Below are 20,158 nucleotides of genomic sequence, written 5' to 3'. Positions count from 1 at the left end.
AAACACGAATCCCCTGTGGGAGCGGGCTTGCTCGCGAATGAGTGCGCAGCACTCACCAAGGTTATGCATCGCCTGCCGCCTCCAGCAAGATCCGCCCGCTGGAGCAGGTTGCGGTCTCGTTGCGATAGGTGAAATACAACTTGCTGCGCGTCGGATCGAAGCGCAGGTGCAGCTGGACTTCATCGCCAGGGCGCACCAGTTGCTGGAATTTCAGCACTTCCATGCCGGCGAATTTTGCCGGCAGGTCCATTAATTGTTGTCCTAGCATCAACGCCCACTCCACTTGCACCACGCCGGGCAATACCGGCGTCTGAGGAAAGTGACCGCTGAAGTAAGCGAGGTCGGGTGGTACCGCCAGTTGCAGGTTCCATTCGCCATCGACTTCGACCTGATCCAGCACTTCCGGCGCCTTTGGGCGTGGCGCCAGCAGCAGGGCTTCAACGGTGGCCTGGGGCAGTTTGCCCTGAGCGTTCAGCGGCAGTTGCCGCAGCAGGCGCCAGCGACGTGGCAACGCCAGCGCTTCGCAATGCTGGTTCAAATGCTGACGCAGTTCTTGCGTGAGGGTGCGTCGACCCTGATTGCGCAAGGCATGCAGGCCTGACTCGGTCAGCACCAGCAGCGCGCCCAACGAAGCGCGGTTTTCCTGAACCACGCCAAGACGCGCTTCGGCGACCCAGTCGTGGGCCATTAGGGCTTGTTCCAGCATGGGTAGAGAGATACGTTTTTCTTCCAGTTTGACGATCCGGTCCAGCCGGCCGAGCAGTTCGAATCGGCCGTCGGCAGCGATTCGCGCGGCATCCGCGGTGTGTTCGATATGCCCGGGAGGCAAGTACGGCGAAGCAATGAGCAGGGCGCCGTCGCTGTCCTGGCTCAACTCGATGTCAGCAAAGGGCTGCCAGAGCGCGTGGCCCTGACGCCAGGCGATACCGCCGGTTTCCGAGCTGCCGAGGATTTCTGTCGGCCATTGCTGCAAGCGTTGCTGAAGGCTTTGTGCGGCCTCGGCCGGGAGGGCGCCACCGGAAGAAAATACTCGGCGGACCGCACTTAAAGCGGGCCAGTCGAGGTTGTCACCCATGCGCTTGAGCAGCGCCGGGCTGGCGACCCAGGCGAACACCGGGTGTTCACGGCTGGCGCGCTGCAGGTCTTCAGGGAATGCCAGCTGCTTGCGCACAAACGAGCGCCCGGCGCACAGCGGCCAGAGCACTCGAAACAACAATCCGTAGATATGCTGAGTGGCGACGCTGCCGATGATGCAAGCCGCGCCAAGATCGGCGCCCCAGAGCAGCTCCAGCGCTTCGACTTCATTGGCCAGTTGGCGCAGGGTTTTGTCGATGCGCTTGGGCTCGCCACTGGAGCCGGACGTGCACAGGCTCAGCGAACAGCGATCCAGATCCAGCGCGTCGGCCATCAACGGCGGATGGCGGTAATCGCTCAGGTGTGCGTCATCGGCCTGATCGGTCAGCCACAGATCGACTTCGGTCGACCAGCGCAGGCGAGTCTGGGCTTGCAGGTCTGCGGGCAGCAGCACGCTGACCCCGGCGCGCCAGGCACCCAGCAGGGCAATCGCCAGGTCAGCGGCGTCCTCAAGGTGCACGGCAATACGCCGCGCCCCCTGGGCTTGCAGGCCCGCGGCGAGGCTCAAAGCCTGTTCGCAAAGCTGTGCGTGATTCAGTGCCGGTTCGGCCGTCACGGCACGTTCCGGTTGCGCCTTGAGCAACAGGTGCTCAAGTTTTATCCAATTCATGGGTGGCCTCGTACCCGTTGTCGTATCAGCCATTCAATGGCAAACAGCAGGCCCATCAATCCGTAGGAAATCAGGCCGGTGTACAACATCCACCAACTCAGCGGCGCCCAGAGGGTCAGGGCGGCGGCGAGCAAACCGTTACAGAAGAAAAACACGCACCAGACGATCGTCACCTGGCGGGTATAAACAATCGCCTTGGCCGGCAGTTGCGGTTCGCGCAAACGCGCCAGGCGTTCGATGATCGGCGGGCCAACGATCAAGCTCAGGCCAAACAGCCCGAGCATGAACGCACTGATCAGCACCGGGTACCAGCGCAGCAACAGCGGGCTGTCGAACAGCGCCAGCAACAGGCAAAAAGTGATCGCAGTGATCGCCATCCACAGACTGCCGGGCTTGCGCGTACCGAGCAGTGCCCGGGCCAGCCACAGGCTGCCCAGCAGCAAACCGAACTGCCACGGCGCGAAATGTTCCATGCCGAAATACACCGCGAAGGGGTACAGCAGGCCCGCCAGCAGCAGGCCGAGGCCGATCAGTCGGCTCATGCGGCCGGCTGAACCAGACGGTAGACCGCCTCGACCACGTCGCTGACGGTACGCACCGATTTGAACTCTTCGGCAGCGATTTTCTTGCCAGTCTGGCGTTTGATGTGATCGATCAGGTCGACCGCGTCAATGCTGTCGATTTCCAGGTCCTGATACAGGTTGGATTCGAGGCTTACGCGCTCGGGGGCCAGCTCGAAGAGTTCGACCAGAGCATCGCGCAGGGTGTTGAAGATGTCGTCACGAGTTTGCATGGTCCGGTCTCAAGCTGCCTGTTTTGCAGTGACGAACGCCGCAAGGCTCGCCACGTTGCTGAAGTGATTGCGGGTGTCTTTGGCGTCGGCGTCGATTTTGATGCCGTATTTTTTCTGGATGGCCAGGCCGAGTTCCAGAGCGTCTACCGAATCCAGGCCCAAGCCTTCGCCGAACAGCGTCTGGTCGTCGCCGATGTCTTGTGCGCTGATGTCTTCAAGGCCCAGGGCGTCGATGATCAGTTCTTTGATTTCACGGTGTAGATCGCTCATCTTCGGCGAGCTCCTTAATATAGTAATGATGCAAATAGTCATTGAGCTTGCGCGAGGCCTGAGGAGCAGGGCCCAGCGCGGCGAAGGCTTGTGGGTCTATATCGGCCCCGACACGGAAACTGAAGTGCACACGGCGTTTGGGGATCCGATACCAGGGCTCGGCCTTGGTCAACGTGGTCGGGCTGACCTTGATGATCACCGGGGTGAGGATTTTCGCACCCCGCAGAGCGATTGCCGCAGCACCCCGATGGAAGGCTGGCGCCTGACCGGGCTGAGTGCGGGTGCCTTCAGGAAAGATGATCAGGGTCTGGCCGCTTTTCAGCGCGTCGGCAGCGGCATCGAGCATTTCCATGCTGCCGTCATTGCTGATGTATTCGATGCAACGTAGCGGGCCGCGGGTAAAAGGGTTCTCCCAGAGGCTTTTCTTGACCACGCAGTTGGCGTGGCGCACCAGGCCGATCAGGAACACCACATCAATCAGTGACGGGTGATTGGCAATGATCATTTGCCCCGGTCGACCGAGTTTTTCGGCGCCCTGGATGTCGTAAGTCAGCACGCCGGTGCGGGCCATGAACCGCACAAAAAACCAGAACAGGCGAGCGACGGTGTGCCGCGCTCGCCGCCGGTGTGTCCGGGCATCGCCGGGCAGGCAGTTCAGTAGCGGGAAAACCACAAGCCGCAGGCACAGCCCGCCCAACCCGAACAGGGTGAAGCTTGCGGCGGTAGCCAGCAGGCGCCAGTAATAGGCGTCGCGGTTTTTTTCGGTTACAGGTTGCGTTGCCAGGTCCATACACGATTTTTCCAGGCATGTTGGCAGGTGGTCTGCTGGCCGAGCAGGGTACTCAATAGGTTCAGGGCATGGGGCCAGTGGGTTTTGGACAACTCATCCGAGCCGCTGTTCAGGGACAGCTGCCAGTCATTTCCGGGGGTGATCAACAAGCCGACCGCGTAAGGGAACGGCACGTCGTCGATCCAGGTCGAGTAGGCTTCGGGCGGTTGCTCTTCGGTGACGATCAGCAGTACCGCGGGAGCACCTTCGGAAAGCAAAGCCGCGGCCTCTAGCATGCCGTGTTCAAGGCCGTCGCCGGCTGCCGCGAGGGCCGTCATTTCGCTGGTTTCGCCGCGCATGATCGACCACAGGCCAATGATCGCGTTGTGCACGGACAGGCTGAATTGAGTCGGCGACAGCGGCTGATCGGTAGCCAGATCGCTGAGAATATCGAAAGTGCGCGGGGTTTCGCCGTGGCGAGAAATAAAGACCAACGGTAGGTCCTGGCGGCCATCGGCCAAGGGCCAGCCGACACTGAACGCCATCCGCGCCAGACGACTGAGTCGCCGGCGCTGCATGGCCGGCAGAAACGAGACGTCGGGTGCGGCATCGCTGCTCGCAAGCACGACCGGTTGTCGGCTCCAGGCCTGCCAGTCGTCCACGCTTTCGAGCCCAGGGGCCCACGCGCGCCATTGGGCGATGTTGAAATTGATCACAGACATTCATCCCGCCCTTGACGCGGTGAGTCGCAAAAAAACGCGAACTACCTTACGTAGCGCTTAGCGCCGAGTGACGCGCATTATCCCGTTGCGGCGGGCGTGTAGCAAATGATGGTTACATTTTGCTCAATGAAATGTACCGGTTGGTTCGTGCATGGCTGTCACTTGGCCATTATCCACGTCGTGGTGGACATGTCTGTCGGTACTGGTTGTTTTTTTATTGAGAGATTGCCGCTGACTGTGTAGTCCCGCTGCCGGCGAGGTAGCTAAGCAACGCCGTGGACTACTACACTCGGTCATTCTTTGATACACGGAGGTTTTGACATGCGGCGCGTGGTGTTCAATCAGAAAGGTGGCGTAGGCAAGTCCAGCATTGCCTGCAATCTGGCGGCGGTCAGCGCCAGCGAGGGTTATCGCACGCTGTTGGTGGATCTCGATGCCCAGGCCAACTCCACTCAGTACCTGACGGGGCTCACCGGTAATGACATTCCTATGGGCATTGCCGACTTTTTCAAACAGACCCTGTCTTCCGGACCGTTCTCCAAGAAAAACCAGGTCGATATCTACGAAACCCCGTTCGACAACCTCCATGTCATCACTGCCACTGCCGAGCTGGCTGACTTGCAGCCCAAGCTTGAGGCTAAACACAAGATCAACAAGCTGCGCAAATTGCTCGAGGAACTGGACGGCGATTACGACCGGATCTACCTCGATACCCCGCCAGCGCTGAATTTCTACGCGGTATCTGCGTTGATTGCCGCTGATCGTGTGCTGATTCCCTTCGATTGCGACAGCTTCTCGCGTCAGGCTCTTTACGGGTTGTTGGCGGAAATCGAAGAATTGAAGGATGACCATAACGAGGGGCTGGAAGTTGAAGGGATTGTCGTCAACCAGTTCCAGGCCCGCGCCAGTCTGCCCCAGCAAATTCTCGACGAACTGATCGCCGAAGGCCTGCCGGTGTTACCGGTGTACTTGGGCAGTTCGGTACGCATGCGTGAATCCCACCAGGCCAACACGCCGCTGATCCACCTCGATCCGCGTCATAAGCTGACGCAGCAATTCGTCGATCTGCACAACCTGCTGGAAAATTCCTGACTGCTCTTCAGATTCCTTGGCTACGCAACCAGCTCATCAACTGCGGTAACGGGAAGGCGCCACTCTGACGCGCCACTTCCCGGCCGTTTTTGAACAGAATCAGACTCGGGATCGAACGGATCCCCAACTGCGCTGACAGCTGCTGGTTTGCCTCGCTGTCCAGCTTGGCCAGTCGACACTTGCCTGCCAATTGCACCGCCGCCTGCTCGAACACCGGCGCAAACGACTTGCACGGCCCACACCAATCCGCCCAAACGTCCACCAGCAGCGGCAGATCGCCTTTGATCTGGCTGGCGTAATCGCTTTGCTTCAGTTCGAAGGGTTTATTCAGCAGGACTTCGGCTTTGCAGCGGCCGCATTTTGGATGGTCGTTGAGGCGTTCGGCGGGGATGCGGTTGAGGCCGTTGCAGTGGGGGCAGGGGATGAGGAGTGGGTCGGACATGGTCGTACTCTGAATGAGTGGGCAATCTAGAACTGATCTGGTGTCGAAGGTGGCGTTAATCAAGGAGATAGTTTGTAGTCCATCGCCTTCGTCAATGCGGAGAGGACCTACACGTATTGGCGTCGCGGCTGATTGGCTGCGAATTGTTGGGCTTTTAATGTGAGCAGCTTCAAAAAAGGGCGTTTCACTTTGGGAGTCTTCGGGCCAATGATCGCTAAAGCTTCATCGCGCTACCGCATTTCAGAGCTTCTCAGTGACCCTGATTGTGTCAAAGCTCTGAATGCCCGGACTGCTTTTGCGCAAGAAGGGGACTATGTGGGTCACGAAGATGTCTGGTGGGATCCGAATGCGGATCAAAATGGAAAGCTGAAAGCACTACAAGCACAGCAGTGTTCCGTCACGAGCAAAAATGCAGTCGAGAACTGGGAGTTCGCCTCTCCGCTCCTGCATAAACCGCAAAGTAAAGACAATTGAGGAGTGGGATCACAAGCATCACCCAATGCCGAAGCCCAGCGGTGTCGACGTCCTCGGCTACTTGATGCGCGAACACGGATTGAGCCAAAGCGAGCTGCCCGGCGTCGGCACCCAATCGGTGGTCTCCGAGATCTTGAGCGGCAAGCGTCAGCTCAACCTGCGGCAGATCCGCTGGTTGGCCGAGCGCTTCGGAGTGTCGGTGGAGACCTTTATCTGACCGGGTTCAGGAAGAGCAACTGATCTCCAGATGCTTGCCCCACTCCGGCGGCCGCTCGGCATAACTCTCCATCCCTGGCTGCTCCTTGAACGGATTACTCAGCACCGCGTGCAACCGACGAACCTCTGAATAGTCGCCACTCTCTGCCGCATCAATGGCTTTCTGCGCCAGGTAGTTACGCAGGATGTATAGCGGATTGACGGCGTGCATGCGTTTGCGACGCTGCTCCTGATCAACCTCGCCTTCACGCGTCACCCGGGCGATGTAGAGCTCGCCCCAGGCATCGAAGCCTTTGATGTCGACGAAGTCATCGCGCAAACGGGCGACGGCCAGTTCAGGTGATTCGTCTCCCAAACGGCGGAAGAACAGGCTGTAGTCGACGCCACTGTTCTGCATCAGTTGCAGCAGGTGCTCCAGCAGTTTCTGGTCATCGTCTTCGGCCTTGGTGAAACCGAGGCGGCGGCGCATCAGGTCCAGGTAATGGGCCTGGTACAGCGGGAAGTACAGGCCGAGGGTTTCACGCAGGGCTTCGACGCTGATGAACGGCGTCAGGGCCTGGGCGAGGGCGCTGAGGTTCCACTGGCCGATTGGCACCTGGTTGCTGTAGGAATAACGGCCCTGGTCATCGGAGTGGTTGCAGATGAAGTGGGCGTCGAAGTCGTCGAGGAAGGCGAACGGGCCGTAGTCGAAGGTAATGCCGAGGATCGACATGTTGTCGGTGTTCATCACGCCGTGGCAGAAGCCATAGGCCTGCCATTTGGCGATCAGTTCGGCATTGCGCTCGACGATTTCGCGAAACATCGCCAGGTACGGTTCCGGCTGTTCCAGGCATTCCGGGAAATGCATGGCCAGTACGTGGTCGCCGAGTTCTTTCTGCTTCTCGGGGCGTTTGGTGTAGTAGAAATATTCGAAATGCCCGAAACGCACATGGCTCGGCGCCATGCGCAGGACCATGGCCGCGCGTTCCTGCTTCTCGCGCCACACCGGCGTGTCGGAGCCGATTACGCATAGGGCGCGGGTGGTCGGGATGTTCAGGGCATACAGCGCTTCGGAGGCAAGAAATTCGCGGATCGAGGACCGCAGCACCGCCCGCCCATCACCCATACGCGAAAAGGGCGTCTGGCCAGCACCCTTGAGGTGCAGGTCCCAGTGCTCGCCGGCCTCGGTGTAGACCTCGCCCAGCAACAGACCGCGACCATCACCCAACTGTGGGTTGTAGGAACCGAACTGATGACCTGAATAGACCATCGCCCTCGGGATCGCGTCGGCCCAGAGTTTGTGGCCGCTGAACAGCTCGGCGAACTCCGGGGTTTCGGCCTCGGTTGGGTCGAGATCGAGCAGCGCCATGGCGGCGGGGCTGGCCACCACCAGACGCGGGTTGTCGATCGGCTCGGGCAGCACGTGGGCGGAAAACGTATCGCCCAGGCGGGCGAAACGATTATCGAAGGTCAGTTCGTCGAGGGCTTTCAAGGGCCATCTCCAGCAGAATGTCCGAGCATTCTGCTAGGGATAGGACGGTTAGTCGAGTTTGGCGGCTGGCGGCTCTTGAGGCGCTTGACCATCCACCTTAGGCGCAATGGTTTTGGCTTCTGGATCGACGGGTACCATTCTGTATTCCTGGCCCTGGATGTTCTTGAGGTAAACCTCCATCTGCCGGAACGAGATGTTGATGTGCTGCTTCTTGAACTCGCGATTGATGAAGCGGTTGACCTCATCGAGCACCGGGTTACGGTCACCGAGGTCGCGCACATGCATGCGCAACTCGTGGTCGAGGGTGCTTTCGCCGAAATTCAGGAAGTACACGTGGGGTTCCGGGTCTTTCAGCACGCGCGGGTTATCGCGCGCGGCCTTGAGCAGCAACTCCTTGACCAGGTCCAGGTCCGAACCGTAATCGACACCGAGCTTGAGGGTCACTCGGGTGATGGTGTCTGTCAGGGACCAGTTGATCAGTTGCCCGGTGATGAACGTCTTGTTCGGGACAATGATGTCCTTGCGGTCGAAGTCGGTGATGGTCGTGGCGCGGATACGGATCTTGCTCACCGTGCCCGACAGGTTACCAATGGTGATGGTGTCGCCGATCCGCACCGGACGTTCGAACAGGATCATGATCCCTGAGATGAAGTTGGCGAAGATTTCCTGCATCCCGAAACCGAGGCCCACCGACAGCGCTGCCACCAGCCATTGCAACTTGTCCCAACTCACGCCGAGCGTCGACAGGGTCGAGACGAAACCGATGCCAGCGATCACGTAAGACAGCAAGGTGGTGGTGGCATAGGCACTGCCCTGAGCCAGGTTCAGCTTCGACAGCACCAACACTTCCAGCAACCCCGGCAAGTTGCGCGCGAGGGCGAAGGTGATGCCGATGATGATCAGCGCGCCGAGCATGTCGCCAATGCTGATCGGCACCATGCTCATGTTGGCGCCGGTGCCGCTGGTGTATTCGTAGAGGGTGACGTTATCCAGGTACGAGAACACAGAGATCAGGTCCGACCAGACCCAGTACAACGCCGCGATGAAACCGCCAAGCAGTGCCAGGCGGATCAGGCGCAGGGACTGTTCGTTGACTTTCTCGATGTCCAGCGTTGGCTCTTCGATCACCGCTTCGCCATCGCCGGCCTCTTTCGCAGCCTGGCGTTTGGCCAGGGCGCGCTGGTAGGCCAGACGGCGTGCCGCAACGCTGAGGCCGCGCACGAAGGTGGCCTCGATCACCAGCCAGAACATCAGCAGGTAAAGGGTGTTGATCAACCGGTCACTGAGCTTCAGTGCGGTGTAGTAGTAGCCAAAACACACCGCCACGAACAGCGCCACAGGCAGGACGGTGAACATTATTCCCACGGCCTTGCGGAACAGCGAAGCGTTCTGGTGAGTCGGGCTGCTGATCAGCAGGCGGCTGAGCAGCCAGGCCATCAACGCGTAGCAGGTCAGCACCACCGGCATGCCGAGTACGTCATCGGCCAGGGTTGCGGGTTGCAGCTCGGCGACTGCCACCACCGCGACCAACGCCATGACCACCAGCCCGAGTCGACGGACCCAGCCCTGCAGGAATTCGACCTGAGGTTTTTCCCAGCGGAAATGCAGTTCGGCCACGCCGCCCGGCGCGAGGATCCGGTAAGCGGTGTAGAACACTAGCCAGGCCTGGGCCATTTGCAGCAGCGCTGCGCCCATGTTCGCGTTCTGTCCGCGGGCGTCGATTTGCAAGGCCAGGCCACACAAGGCCAGGCCCAGGGAGACCGGCATCGCCAGCAAAATGTTGATCAGGATTGCCTGCGGCGTGTGCCACTGGCTGTCACGTTTGAAGTGACCGATGTCCTGGTGAACTTTGCTCAGTCGGGCATACAGGCTTTTGCGCCGCCACAGCAGGGCACCGATCAACAGTGCCAGGGGCAGGAACAGCAGTGGCCGTTGGGTCAGGCCGTCACTTAATTCGCTCAGGCTGGACGCCCACGGCAGCGTGGTGACCTGACGTTCAAGACGCTCAGGCACGGCGCGCATCCACTCCGGGTCCAGCGGTTTATTGCTGGGAATCCAGAACATCTGCTCATCGAGGGTCGCCCGCAGGCTTTGCGCGGTGCTGAGCAGTTGCTTCTGATTGAGTTGCAACGTGATGGATTCGTTGAGCACCGCGCTGAGTTCACGGTTCAGCCGCTCCAGCAGGTCGGCGCGGGTCGTGGCCAGTTCCAGCAGGCTCTTGCGCAGTTGCGGGGTCACCTGCTCGGGAGGCTGAGTCGACAGCAGGTTGTCGACGTAGGTCGCCGGGTTGCTGAGCAGTTCCCGTTGCTGGCTGACTTCGAATTGATACAGGCGAATGTCGGCGATCTGGTCGGCCAGGTCACGGTCGAGCCTGAGGCGTGGCAGGGCCTGTTTCTGTTTGTAGAGAATCTTGGAGAGCAGCAGGCTGCCCTTGAGCACGTTGATTTGCTCGTCCAGCGCCGAATCGCTCTGGGTCACGTTGTCCAGTTGCTGCTTGGTCTGCAGGTTCTGCTGGGTGACTTCGTTGAGTCGGTCAGTACTTTTGAGCAGGTAGTCCGAAAGCTTCAGGTTGGCCGCGCTTTCGGTAGCCAGCAGGCTGCTGCCGCCGGACTTCTGCGCTTCGATGGATTGCTGCGTCACCGTCTCCTGGGACTGGGCCAGGCGCTTCTGGTTGATCAGGTTTTGCAGCTCCTGGATTTCCTGATCCAGACGATCGGATTTTTCCGAGAGCAAGTCATGTTGGCTTTTGCCCAAGTCCTGCAACTGGCTGTTACCGGCCAGTTCCTGGCGACGCAACGGGATCAGAGCGTTCAGTGCCGCGAGTTCGGCGTTGAGCAGGTCGCGTTGCTCAGGGGTCAAGGTCTTGCCGGCGTCCTTGCCGGCCTTGAGGATGTTGTTGATCTGCTGGATGCGTGTCTGGCTGGTGGAAATTTCGGCCTGTGCGCGCTCGGGGCGGGTCTGGGCAGTAATCACCAGACTATTGGCATCAGCCAGGGATTTCTGCAGATCGCTTTGCTGGGTGGAGCGCTCGGTGAGCATTTGCTCCAGTTGCTGAATAGGCTCTTTGGCATAGCGCTGCGGTACTGGCAGCACTTTGCTGGCTTTGAGCTTGGTCAGTTCTCGCAGGTTCTCGATGTTCTGCTTTGGAGCGTTGGCCAGTTGCTGTTTGAGATCGGCCAGTTTCTGCTCGTAATCACGCTGGTTGTTGAGCTGTGTCAGCGTGCTTTGCAGGATGCTCTGCAGGGCTTTCTGATCGGCTTCCGGCAGTTTGCGGTCGGCGATCTTGTCCAGGTTCGCCTGCACGGCTTCGCTGGACGGCGGTTCGGCCGCTTGCAATGTACCGACAGAAAGACTCAAGCCCAGCAGGGCCATGATGAAAAAGGTGCGCAGGGTTGACATAGAGACCGATCGAAAACGAGACGAAGTGTGGAGTTTAGAGGAAGAGTCCCGGACCGGGGCGACTTCCTTCGGGGAATCTGACGCCTACTTTGCCGATCTTGTTCCCCTCCATGACCGCGACGGTCCAAATGGTGTTGTTCCACTCCACCTGGTCACCGACTACTGGGGCACCACCCACTTTCTGGGCAATGAAGTGGCCGAGCGACATGTCCGGATCGATGCCTTCCACTTTCAACCCGTACAGCGCCGCAACCGCAGCCAGCTGGGCGTCTCCTTCGAGTACGAAGTCGCCGAAGAAGCGCAGATCGAGGCCCCGTTGCGGTGCCTGACTGAAGAGTTTTCCGAGGGCCGGAAGGTTGTGTTCATGGCCGATTACGCACAGCAAATCGTCGACTTCGAGCACTGTACTACCCGACGGATGGAGCAGTTGCTGGCGACGAAACAGGGCTGCAATGCGAGTGCCTTCGGGCATTTTCAGCTCGCGAAGGGGCGAGCCGATGCACCATTTCTCGGCACCGAGGCGATAAACGAACAGCTCCCACTCACTGGTGACGTGCACTTCCAGAGCTGCGCGGGAGATCGGCGCCGGCTCCGGCGGAACGGTCACTTTCAAAAGCTTCGCCACCCACGGCAGGCTCGTACCCTGCACCAGCAGCGATACCAACACGATAAAGAAGGCGAGGTTGAAATAGAGTTGAGCATTGGGCAGGCCGGCCATCAGCGGGAACACCGCCAGAATGATCGGGACCGCGCCGCGTAACCCGACCCAGGAAATGAACGCCTTCTCGCGTCCATGGAACGCCTTGAACGGCAGCAGACCGACCATTACCGACAGCGGCCGGGCAAACAGAATCATCCACAGCGCCAGGCCCAGAGCGGGCAGGGCAATCGGCAACAAGTCATGGGGCGTCACCAGCAGCCCCAGCACCAGGAACATGCCGATTTGCGCCAGCCAGGCCATGCCGTCGAGCATGTGCAAAATGCCGTGGCGGCTGCGCACCGGGCGGTTGCCGATGATCAGGCCGCACAGATAAACCGCCAAAAAGCCGCTGCCATGCAAGGCGTTGGTCAGGGCAAACACGACCAGTCCGCCAGCAATGACCAGAATCGGATACAGGCCGGTGGCCAAGTGGATGCGGTTGACCAGTTGCAGCATGACCCAGCCGCCGCCCAGGCCGACGACAGCACCGATACCGAACTCACGCATCAAGTGCCCGAGCAGGCTCCAATGCAGACCGGTCTGGCCGCTGGCGAGCATGTCGATCAGGGTCACGGTGAGGAACACCGCCATCGGGTCGTTGCTGCCGGATTCGATCTCGAGGCTGGCGGTCACCCGTTCGTTCAGGCCTTTGCCACCGAGCAGCGAGAACACTGCCGCGGCATCGGTGGAGCCGACAATCGCGCCAATCAGCAAGCCTTGAATGAGGTTCAGATTGAACAGCCACGCGGCGGCCATGCCGGTCAGCCCGGTGGTGATCAACACCCCGACCGTCGCCAGCGACAGCGCCGGCCATAACGCCACGCGGAAGCTGGAAACCCGGGTGCGCAAGCCGCCGTCGAGCAGGATGACTGCCAGCGCGAGGTTGCCGACCAGATAAGCCGTTGGGTAGTTATCGAAAATAATGCCGGCGCCATCGACGCCGGCCGACATGCCCACCGCGAGGATGATCACCAGAATCGGGATACCGAGACGCGATGAAAGTGAGCTCACCAGAATGCTTGCACCTACCAGCAACGCGCCGATCAAGAACAGGCTGTTGATGGTCGTCGCATTCAAAGGCAGTACTCCAGAAAGCTGAAAGGCGGGCGCAAACTGACCATGCAGTCTGCGTGCCAGCGATTCTAACCTGTTGAAATGTGATGCTGTCAAAAAGCTTTTTTGACGGTGGGTAGTCTAGATTTTTGTTCGACTTGAAACCGACCCCTCACCCTAACCCTCTCCCCAAAGGGGCGAGGGGACTGACTGAGTTGTTCTCTCGAGCTACATCGACCTGAAATTCCGCGTCGAACTCAGGCTTTGGAAAGCATGAAGATCTGCTCCCTTTCCCCCTCTCCCCCGTGGGGAGAGGGCTGGGGTGAGGGGTGGCTCTTGAAAGCACCCCCAAATCCCGATCAGAGGCTAAACCGCCCAACCATATTGTTCAGGTCCAGCGCCAACCGCGACAGCTCATTGCTCGCGGCACTGGTCTGGTTAGCCCCGGTCGCCGACTGCACCGACAGATCACGGATGTTCACCAGGTTGCGATCCACTTCACGGGCGACTTGCGCCTGCTCTTCGGCAGCGCTGGCGATGACCAGGTTGCGTTCGTTGATTTCGACGATGGCGCTATTAATAGTGTCGAGCGACATGCCAGCACCACGAGCGATGTTCAACGTCGACTCGGCGCGCTCGGTGCTGTTGCGCATCGAATCCACCGCGTGCTCGGTACCGCTCTGGATGCTGCCGATCATGCGTTCGATTTCGCTGGTCGACTGCTGGGTGCGATGCGCGAGGGCACGGACCTCATCCGCTACTACGGCAAAACCACGACCGGCCTCACCGGCACGGGCAGCTTCGATCGCCGCGTTCAATGCCAGCAAATTGGTCTGGTCAGCCAGACCGCGAATCACGTCCAACACTTTGCCAATGTCACGGGACTCATTAGCCAGATCGCCGATCAGGGTCGCGGTGCTCTGCACATCGGCGCTCATGCGTTCGATGGCGCTGACGGTTTCCTGCACCAGGTCACGGCCATCACCGGCGGAGGTGGTGGCATTTTTCGAGGCTTCGGACGTGCTGACGGCATTGCGCGCGACTTCTTCCACGGCGCTGGTCATTTCGTTGACCGCGGTGGCGGCCTGTTCGATTTCGTTGTTCTGCTGGGTCAGGCCACGGGCGCTTTCGTCGGTGACACTGTTGAGTTCTTCAGCAGCGGACGCCAGTTGCGTGGCGGAGCCGGAAATCCGTTGCAGGGTGTCGCGCAGCTTGTCCTGCATCTTCGACATGGCCAGCAGCAAGCGGCCGGCTTCATCCTTACCATCGACTGTGATCGGGCGAGTCAGGTTGCCTTCAGCAATTTCTTCGGCGGCGCTCAGGGCATTGGCGATCGGCTTGGTGATGCTGTTGGTCAGCAACCAGGCGAAAAGCAGGGTCAGGCCGGTCGCGATCACCAGCAGGGTGACCACCAGGTTGAAGGCCGAAGAGTACTGGTCGGCGGCTTGCTGATTGGTGTCGAGGGTCTGCTGAGTGTTGATCTCCAGAAGGCGGTTCAACACGGCATTGACCGCTTCGGAGTTGGTCAGCAAATCGGTGTTGAGCAAGGTGCGCAGTTCATCCACCTGATTGTTGCGCGACAGGGTCTTCATGCGGTCTTCGATCTGACGGTACTGGCTGAGCAACTGCACGTATTGGTCGTAGGCTGAACGTTCCTGCGGGCTGCTGATCAGTTTTTCGTAAGGCGCCTGAGCGGCACGAATCTGCTGATTGCGGGTTTCCAGCAGTTCCATGGTCTTTTGCTGGACGTCCGGCTCGCGGTTCACCAGCAAACGGTAGGACAACACCCGCAGGCGCAGGGTGAGTTGCGTGAACTCGTCGAGGCTTTTGATGCTCGGCACGCTGCTTGAGGTGATGTCCTCGGCGGCGCCGCGAATCTTGCTCATCTGGTTCAAAGAAAACACACCCAGAATCAGCATCAGGCCGCCAATCAGGGCAAAACCGAGGAACGCCCGTGGAGCGATATTCATATTACGAAGGGACATGGTGTTTACCGAAATGAGCGCATCCGTGCGGCGCTGAGACTGACGTATGGGTGACTTATCGGTCATACGACTAAAGTCTTGAGGCCCTGCGCGTTTTTTCGCACAACTGCTCCGGCGACGAAGTGCAGGAACCAGATCCGCCAATCACAGTCTTTAAAGTTCGCGAGAAAGGTCGCCCGCCAGCAAAATCAAGGCCTTGCGCCCCAATAACCCTGGCATCCGTGGTGACTTTTCTTTATCGTACGCGCCCTTTGAAAATGCCCGGAAAATCAAAATGTTGGAAGCATCCCTAAGCCAATTGGAACAGCTGGTCAGCGACCTGGTGCAACAGAACCAGACCCTGCTCGGCACCAACCAAACCCTGAGCGCAGAACTGGCCCAGGCCAAGGATGAAAACGAAAGCCTGCAGCTGAGCCTGATGGAACAGGAAGAGAAACAAGGTGCTACCGCTGCACGTATCCAGGCCCTGGTTGAGCGCGTCAGCGCCGGCCCGGTCAGCGCATGAATCACGGCGCCGCAGGGGTAAAAGTCGTCTCGATCCTGGGGGAGGACTATTCGATCAAGGCGCCGGCCGGGGAAGAGCAAACCCTGCTGGACGCCGCGTTAATGCTGAAGGCTGCCCTGGCCGACACCAAACGGAAGTACCCGACGCTGATCGGTGACCGCTTGCTGGTGCTGGCCGCGATGAATCTGTGCTCCCAGCAGATCGAAATGCAGAAACAGCACAAGCAGGAACTCGACCGTTACCAAGAGCAAGTCAGCGCCACGGTTGAAGTGATCTCCAAGACGATCAATCAGGCCTGATCGGCTTTGCGCACAACCAAAGAATAAATTGTCGTTTGCGTTGTATACAATCGGCACGGCTGTTGCAGCGTTTCAGCCTCTTATTCTTTGGGGGTGCTCCATGCAGTTCTGGCGACGCAGTATTCAATGGCAGTTGATCCTGAGCATGGGCACCGCCCTGCTGGTCAGTATTCTGATCGTGGTTGGCATTTATACCCTCGTGGTCAACCGTCTCGCCGAGCGCTATCTGGTCGAGCAAGCGCTGCCGTCGAGCATCGAAGCGATGCGCAACGACATTGAGCGAATCCTCGTTCAACCCCTCACCGCCGCCAAGGACATCGCCAGCAATAGCATGGTGCGCGACTGGTTGGCCGGGGGCGAAAACAGCGCCCAGACCAACACCTTCGTCACCTATCTGGAAGGCATCCGCGCCGAGCACAAAGCCTTTACCGCGATTATTGTCGGCACCGCGTCCAACCATTACTTCACTGAAAAAGGCCTGGACCGGACCCTCAGTCGCTCCAATCCAAAGGACGCCTGGTTCTATGCTTTCCTCGACAGCAACCAGCCGCGCACCCTCAATATCGACAATGACACCGCCACCGGCGAATTGGCGCTGTTCATTGACTTCAAGGTCGAGCAGGCCGGCAACGTCGTGGGCGTCGCCGGGCTTGGCTTGAGCATGAAAGAGCTGTCGGAGCTGATCCACAACTTCAACTTCGGTGAGCGCGGCAAGGTCTATCTCGTGCGTTCCGACGGTTTGATCCAGGTTCACCCCGAGGCGCAATTTAGCGGCAAACGCACGTTGGCCGAACAGATTGGCACCCCGGCAGCACAAGCGGTCATGGAGCAAAAAGGCGCCACCAGTAATTTTGTCCGCGATGGCGAAGATTTTTTGGCGTTGAGCCTGCCGTTGCGGGATTTGGGCTGGACCTTGGTGGCCGAAGTGCCACAGTCGCAGATCTATGCTGAAGCTCGTCGCGCGATGTGGATGAGCAGCGGCATCGGTCTGGCGGTGGCGCTGGTTTGCCTGATGCTGGTGGTGTGGTTGGCCCGTGGATTGGTGCGGCCGATCCGTCAGGTAACAGCAGCACTGGTAGCCATCGGTAGCGGTGGTGGAGATTTGACCCACAGGTTAGATTCCAGTCGCGCTGATGAACTGGGTGACCTGGCTCGTGGCTTCAATCGATTCCTGGAAAGTCAGCGAGACATGATCGGCGAAGTGCTGACCACCAGCGAGCGTTTACGCACGGCAGTCGGCCAGGTGGCACGGGTGGTGGACAACACCGCCGAACGCTCCGGCCGTCAGCAGGAAATGACCGACATGGTCGCCACCGCCGTTCACGAAATGGGCCTGACCGTGCAGGAAATCGCCCAGAACGCCGGCAACGCAGCGGTGGCTTCGCAAACTGCCCGGGATGAGGCGATGCAGGCGCGGGAAGTGGTGGGCGGATCGATCCGGCATATTGAAAGCATGTCCGATGAGATTGGCATCGCCGCCGGTGCGGTGGGTGAGTTGGCCCATCAAGTGGCCTCCATCGATCAGGTATTGGCAGTGATTCGCGGGATTTCCGAGCAGACCAATTTGCTCGCGCTCAACGCGGCCATCGAAGCGGCGCGGGCAGGGGACATGGGGCGTGGGTTTGCGGTCGTGGCGGATGAAGTGCGGACATTGGCGCGGCGGACACAGTCGTCGACTGATGAGATTCAGCAGATGATTGGCAGCCTCAAGCAAGGCGCGGAGAACGCGGTGTCGTCGATGCATTCCGGGCAAGCGGCGACCGGCACGGGCGTCGAGTCGAGCCAGCGTACCGGGGCGTCATTGACGGCGATTACCGGGCAGGTGGAGCGCATCAGCGACATGAACCATCAGGTGGCGGCGGCGACGGAAGAGCAGTCGGCGGTGACGGAAGAGATTAACCGGAACGTGCAGGGGATTTCTGATCTGGCGCGGGCGACGGCAGGGGAAGTCAGGGCGTGCCGCGAGGATTGTCAGACGTTGCAGCGATTGGCCGATGATCTGGCGCGGCAGATGGGTAGCTTCAAGTTGAGTTGATGAGTTGTCTTTGCGGGCGCCTTCGCGAGCAAGCCCGCTCCCACATTTGATCGCGTTGTTTGGTTCAACGCGGACTCCTGTGGGAGCGGGCTTGCTCGCGAATGGATGTCAGCAGCACCACAAGGCTCTAGTTAGAACCACTCATCCTGCATCCCAAGACACACATCATCCCGCGCCTCAAGAATCGCCAATTCATGGTGGCAACCCGGCACTTCCCACGTCAGAAAATACCGCGCCGCCTGCAACTTGCCTCTATAGAAGCTCACATCCGCCACATTCCCTTTGGCCAGCCCTTCCTCCGCGCGAATCGCCTGTTCCAGCCAGCGCCAGCCAATCACCGTGTGTCCGAACACTTTCAGGTACAGCGCCGAATTCGCCAGGCTGCTATTAACCTTGCCTTGGCCCAAATCCGTCAGCAAACCAATGGTCACCACTTGCAGGCGCGCCACCAATTTCTCCAGCGGCTCACGCAGCGCGGTCAACGATTCATACGCTTGAGCGCGCTCGGCGGTATCGGCAATCAGGCGGATCAATTGCTTGAGCCCCGCACCACCGTTCTGCGCCAGTTTGCGCCCCAGCAAGTCCAGCGATTGAATGCCGTGAGTCCCTTCGTGAATCGGGTTCAGACGGTTGTCGCGGTAATACTGCTCCACCGGGTATTCACGGGTGTAGCCGTGGCCGCCGAGTATCTGGATCGCCAGTTCGTTGGCCTTCAGGCAAAACTCCGACGGCCAGGATTTGACGATCGGCGTCAGCAAATCCAGCAGTTCGTGGGCCTGTTTGCGCTCGGCTTCAGTCTCAAGGGTCGTGGTGTCGTCAAACAACCGTGCCGCGTACAACCCAAGGTCGAACGAGCCTTCGACGTACGCTTTCTGAGTCAGCAACATGCGTTTGACGTCGGCGTGCTGAATGATCGCCACCGGCGCGGTGTTCGGGTCCTTGCTGTCCGGTACACGACCTTGCGGACGCTCGCGGGCGTACTCAAGAGAGTACAAATACCCGGCGTAACCGAGCATCACCGCGCCCATGCCGACGCCGATCCGCGCCTCGTTCATCATCTGGAACATGTAGCTCAAGCCATGATGCGGCTTGCCCACCAGGTAGCCGACACACTCGCCGTTGTCGCCGAAGTTCAGCGCGGTGGAGGTGGTGCCGCGCCAGCCCATCTTGTGGAACAGCCCGGCCAGCAACACGTCGTTGCGCTTGCCGAGACTGCCGTCATCGTTGACCAGAAACTTGGGCACGATGAACAGCGAAATCCCCTTCACCCCGGCCGGTGCATCCGGCAATTTCGCCAGCACCATGTGCACGATGTTTTCCGACAGCGGGTGATCACCGCCAGAGATGAAGATCTTGTTGCCCTTGAGTCGATACGTGCCGTCAGACGCAGGCTCTGCGCGGGTACGAATATCCGACAGCGACGAGCCGGCATGCGGTTCGGTCAGCGCCATGGTGCCGAAAAAGCGTCCGTCGATCATCGGTTGCAGGAAGCGCTGTTTCTGCTCCTCGGTGCCGAAGCTTTCGATCAGGTTCGCCGCGCCCATGGTCAGGAACGGATAAGAGGTCGACGCCGCGTTGGCCGATTGAAAATGCGCAAAGCAGGCCTGGGACAACAGCGTAGGAAGTTGCATCCCGCCCGCGTCGAAACTGCGCGCGGCGTTGAGGAAACCGGCTTCGAGGAAGGCATCCACCGCCGGTTTCACTTCCGGAATCAGAATCGCCTGACCGTTCTCGTAGCGCGGTTCGTTCTCGTCGCCCTTGCGGTTATGCGGAGCGAAGAACTTCTCGGCGATGTTGCGAGCGGTGCCGATAGCGGCGTCGAAGGTTTCGCGGTTGTGCTCGGCGAAACGCTCACGCTGGGTCAGGCCTTCGGCATCGAGGACTTCATACAGCTCGAAAGCCAGATTGCGGGAACTGAGCAACGTCTCGGACATGGCGGCCTACCTTTTTTTGGAATGGACCGAGTCTAGGCGTGGGAAGGGCGGGGTGAACAGGATGATTGATGAGCGTGATGGTGGAGCAGCGCAGCGACTTAGCAGGCGCCACAAAACAAATGTGGGAGCGGGCTTGCTCGCGAAGGCGGAGTGTCAGTCGACATCAACATTGACTGTTACACCGCCTTCGCGAGCAAGCCCGCTCCCACAGGGGATATTGCATACCGGGCGTCCATTGCGGGCGCCCGGTCTTGT

The 20,158-nt window shown here is 59.7% G+C and carries 16 protein-coding genes and 3 pseudogenes; 6 read left to right on the top strand and 13 right to left on the bottom strand.

Annotation, left to right across the window (positions count from 1 at the left end; translation table 11 throughout):
• Window positions 1-61: 61 nt before the first annotated feature.
• From ACSQ87_RS29415 to ACSQ87_RS29390, 6 genes are read right to left on the bottom strand one after another with little or no spacing between them, the layout of a single operon-like run.
• Complete coding sequence (locus ACSQ87_RS29415; RefSeq protein ID WP_436274927.1) at window positions 62-1,744, bottom strand: AMP-binding protein; 1,683 nt, start codon at window positions 1,742-1,744, stop codon at window positions 62-64.
• The gene (locus tag ACSQ87_RS29410) at window positions 1,741-2,286 is read right to left on the bottom strand and encodes a membrane protein (protein WP_046045640.1); all 546 of its coding nucleotides are present in this window, start codon (window positions 2,284-2,286) and stop codon (window positions 1,741-1,743) included. Before ACSQ87_RS29410 ends, ACSQ87_RS29415 begins: the two co-directional genes overlap by 4 nt.
• Window positions 2,283-2,537, bottom strand: coding sequence for an acyl carrier protein (locus tag ACSQ87_RS29405; RefSeq protein WP_403103174.1), 255 nt, complete (start codon window positions 2,535-2,537; stop codon window positions 2,283-2,285). Before ACSQ87_RS29405 ends, ACSQ87_RS29410 begins: the two co-directional genes overlap by 4 nt.
• A 9-nt stretch (window positions 2,538-2,546) precedes the next feature.
• A complete protein-coding gene (locus ACSQ87_RS29400) occupies window positions 2,547-2,807 on the bottom strand; it encodes a phosphopantetheine-binding protein (RefSeq protein WP_008149626.1) in 261 nt (86 codons plus the stop codon).
• A complete protein-coding gene (locus ACSQ87_RS29395; protein WP_223431089.1) occupies window positions 2,788-3,597 on the bottom strand; it encodes a lysophospholipid acyltransferase family protein in 810 nt (269 codons plus the stop codon). Before ACSQ87_RS29395 ends, ACSQ87_RS29400 begins: the two co-directional genes overlap by 20 nt.
• Window positions 3,573-4,298 (bottom strand): beta-ketoacyl synthase chain length factor, encoded by a 726-nt coding sequence (locus ACSQ87_RS29390; RefSeq protein WP_223431088.1) that lies wholly within the window; start codon window positions 4,296-4,298, stop codon window positions 3,573-3,575. Before ACSQ87_RS29390 ends, ACSQ87_RS29395 begins: the two co-directional genes overlap by 25 nt.
• A 321-nt stretch (window positions 4,299-4,619) precedes the next feature.
• On the opposite strand from ACSQ87_RS29390, the gene ACSQ87_RS29385 reads away from it, so the two are divergent.
• Window positions 4,620-5,390, top strand: coding sequence for a ParA family protein (locus ACSQ87_RS29385; protein ID WP_436274926.1), 771 nt, complete (start codon window positions 4,620-4,622; stop codon window positions 5,388-5,390).
• Window positions 5,391-5,397: 7 nt separating this feature from the next.
• Here ACSQ87_RS29385 and trxC read toward each other — a convergent pair whose 3' ends face one another.
• Window positions 5,398-5,832: a thioredoxin TrxC gene (gene trxC, locus ACSQ87_RS29380; RefSeq protein WP_123366912.1), complete on the bottom strand. Its 435-nt coding sequence runs from the start codon at window positions 5,830-5,832 to the stop codon at window positions 5,398-5,400.
• A 207-nt stretch (window positions 5,833-6,039) separates the two neighbouring features.
• Here trxC and ACSQ87_RS29375 point away from each other — a divergent pair.
• Window positions 6,040-6,523, top strand: a pseudogene (locus ACSQ87_RS29375) (helix-turn-helix domain-containing protein).
• A gap of 6 nt (window positions 6,524-6,529) precedes the next feature.
• Here ACSQ87_RS29375 and selO read toward each other — a convergent pair.
• The 5 genes and pseudogenes from selO to ACSQ87_RS29350 form a co-directional block, all read right to left on the bottom strand.
• Window positions 6,530-7,993, bottom strand: coding sequence for a protein adenylyltransferase SelO (gene selO, locus ACSQ87_RS29370; RefSeq protein ID WP_436274925.1), 1,464 nt, complete (start codon window positions 7,991-7,993; stop codon window positions 6,530-6,532).
• Between the two features lie 48 nt (window positions 7,994-8,041).
• Entirely contained in the window at window positions 8,042-11,392 is a 3,351-nt protein-coding gene (mscK, locus tag ACSQ87_RS29365) for a mechanosensitive channel MscK (RefSeq protein ID WP_436274924.1), read from the bottom strand.
• 34 nt (window positions 11,393-11,426) lie between these two features.
• The gene (locus tag ACSQ87_RS29360) at window positions 11,427-13,169 is read right to left on the bottom strand and encodes a potassium/proton antiporter (protein ID WP_223431084.1); all 1,743 of its coding nucleotides are present in this window, start codon (window positions 13,167-13,169) and stop codon (window positions 11,427-11,429) included.
• Between the two features lie 335 nt (window positions 13,170-13,504).
• A complete protein-coding gene (locus tag ACSQ87_RS29355; protein WP_371922129.1) occupies window positions 13,505-14,368 on the bottom strand; it encodes a methyl-accepting chemotaxis protein in 864 nt (287 codons plus the stop codon).
• Window positions 14,360-15,115 (bottom strand): annotated as a pseudogene (locus ACSQ87_RS29350) (MCP four helix bundle domain-containing protein); the annotation flags it as partial. The pseudogene ACSQ87_RS29350 and the gene ACSQ87_RS29355, both read right to left, overlap by 9 nt.
• 289 nt (window positions 15,116-15,404) lie before the next feature.
• On the opposite strand from ACSQ87_RS29350, the gene ACSQ87_RS29345 reads away from it, so the two are divergent.
• From ACSQ87_RS29345 to ACSQ87_RS29330, 4 genes and pseudogenes are all read left to right on the top strand, one after another.
• A complete protein-coding gene (locus ACSQ87_RS29345; RefSeq protein WP_008149645.1) occupies window positions 15,405-15,635 on the top strand; it encodes a hypothetical protein in 231 nt (76 codons plus the stop codon).
• Window positions 15,632-15,934: a cell division protein ZapA gene (locus ACSQ87_RS29340; protein ID WP_008149648.1), complete on the top strand. Its 303-nt coding sequence runs from the start codon at window positions 15,632-15,634 to the stop codon at window positions 15,932-15,934. The genes ACSQ87_RS29345 and ACSQ87_RS29340 overlap by 4 nt, the downstream gene beginning before the upstream one ends.
• A gap of 100 nt (window positions 15,935-16,034) precedes the next feature.
• A pseudogene (locus ACSQ87_RS29335) lies at window positions 16,035-17,102 on the top strand (cache domain-containing protein); the annotation flags it as partial.
• Window positions 17,103-17,123: 21 nt separating this feature from the next.
• Window positions 17,124-17,969 carry a methyl-accepting chemotaxis protein gene (locus tag ACSQ87_RS29330; protein WP_411741495.1) on the top strand — a complete coding sequence of 282 codons (846 nt, stop codon included), beginning with the start codon at window positions 17,124-17,126 and terminating at the stop codon, window positions 17,967-17,969.
• Between the two features lie 131 nt (window positions 17,970-18,100).
• On the opposite strand, the gene ACSQ87_RS29325 is transcribed toward ACSQ87_RS29330, so the two are convergent.
• Entirely contained in the window at window positions 18,101-19,903 is a 1,803-nt protein-coding gene (locus ACSQ87_RS29325; RefSeq protein WP_436274923.1) for an acyl-CoA dehydrogenase, read from the bottom strand.
• Window positions 19,904-20,158: the final 255 nt, after the last annotated feature.

The organism is Pseudomonas sp. LjRoot277 (assembly GCF_964253845.1).
GTDB lineage: Bacteria > Pseudomonadota > Gammaproteobacteria > Pseudomonadales > Pseudomonadaceae > Aquipseudomonas.
The sequence above is the reverse complement of the archived record's forward strand: the minus strand, read 5'-3'. Positions and strand labels throughout refer to the sequence as shown.

Bases quoted from the DNA above. Each gene is read 5' to 3' on its own strand.
- ACSQ87_RS29415 (WP_436274927.1), bottom strand. From the start codon at position 1,744: ATGAATTGGATAAAACTTGAGCACCTGTTGCTCAAGGCGCAACCGGAA.
- ACSQ87_RS29410 (WP_046045640.1), bottom strand. From the start codon at position 2,286: ATGAGCCGACTGATCGGCCTCGGCCTGCTGCTGGCGGGCCTGCTGTAC.
- ACSQ87_RS29405 (WP_403103174.1), bottom strand. From the start codon at position 2,537: ATGCAAACTCGTGACGACATCTTCAACACCCTGCGCGATGCTCTGGTC.
- ACSQ87_RS29400 (WP_008149626.1), bottom strand. From the start codon at position 2,807: ATGAGCGATCTACACCGTGAAATCAAAGAACTGATCATCGACGCCCTG.
- ACSQ87_RS29395 (WP_223431089.1), bottom strand. From the start codon at position 3,597: ATGGACCTGGCAACGCAACCTGTAACCGAAAAAAACCGCGACGCCTAT.
- ACSQ87_RS29390 (WP_223431088.1), bottom strand. From the start codon at position 4,298: ATGTCTGTGATCAATTTCAACATCGCCCAATGGCGCGCGTGGGCCCCT.
- ACSQ87_RS29385 (WP_436274926.1), top strand. From the start codon at position 4,620: ATGCGGCGCGTGGTGTTCAATCAGAAAGGTGGCGTAGGCAAGTCCAGC.
- trxC (WP_123366912.1), bottom strand. From the start codon at position 5,832: ATGTCCGACCCACTCCTCATCCCCTGCCCCCACTGCAACGGCCTCAAC.
- mscK (WP_436274924.1), bottom strand. From the start codon at position 11,392: ATGTCAACCCTGCGCACCTTTTTCATCATGGCCCTGCTGGGCTTGAGT.
- ACSQ87_RS29355 (WP_371922129.1), bottom strand. From the start codon at position 14,368: ATGCAGGACAAGCTGCGCGACACCCTGCAACGGATTTCCGGCTCCGCC.
- ACSQ87_RS29345 (WP_008149645.1), top strand. From the start codon at position 15,405: ATGTTGGAAGCATCCCTAAGCCAATTGGAACAGCTGGTCAGCGACCTG.
- ACSQ87_RS29340 (WP_008149648.1), top strand. From the start codon at position 15,632: ATGAATCACGGCGCCGCAGGGGTAAAAGTCGTCTCGATCCTGGGGGAG.
- ACSQ87_RS29330 (WP_411741495.1), top strand. From the start codon at position 17,124: ATGATCGGCGAAGTGCTGACCACCAGCGAGCGTTTACGCACGGCAGTC.
- ACSQ87_RS29325 (WP_436274923.1), bottom strand. From the start codon at position 19,903: ATGTCCGAGACGTTGCTCAGTTCCCGCAATCTGGCTTTCGAGCTGTAT.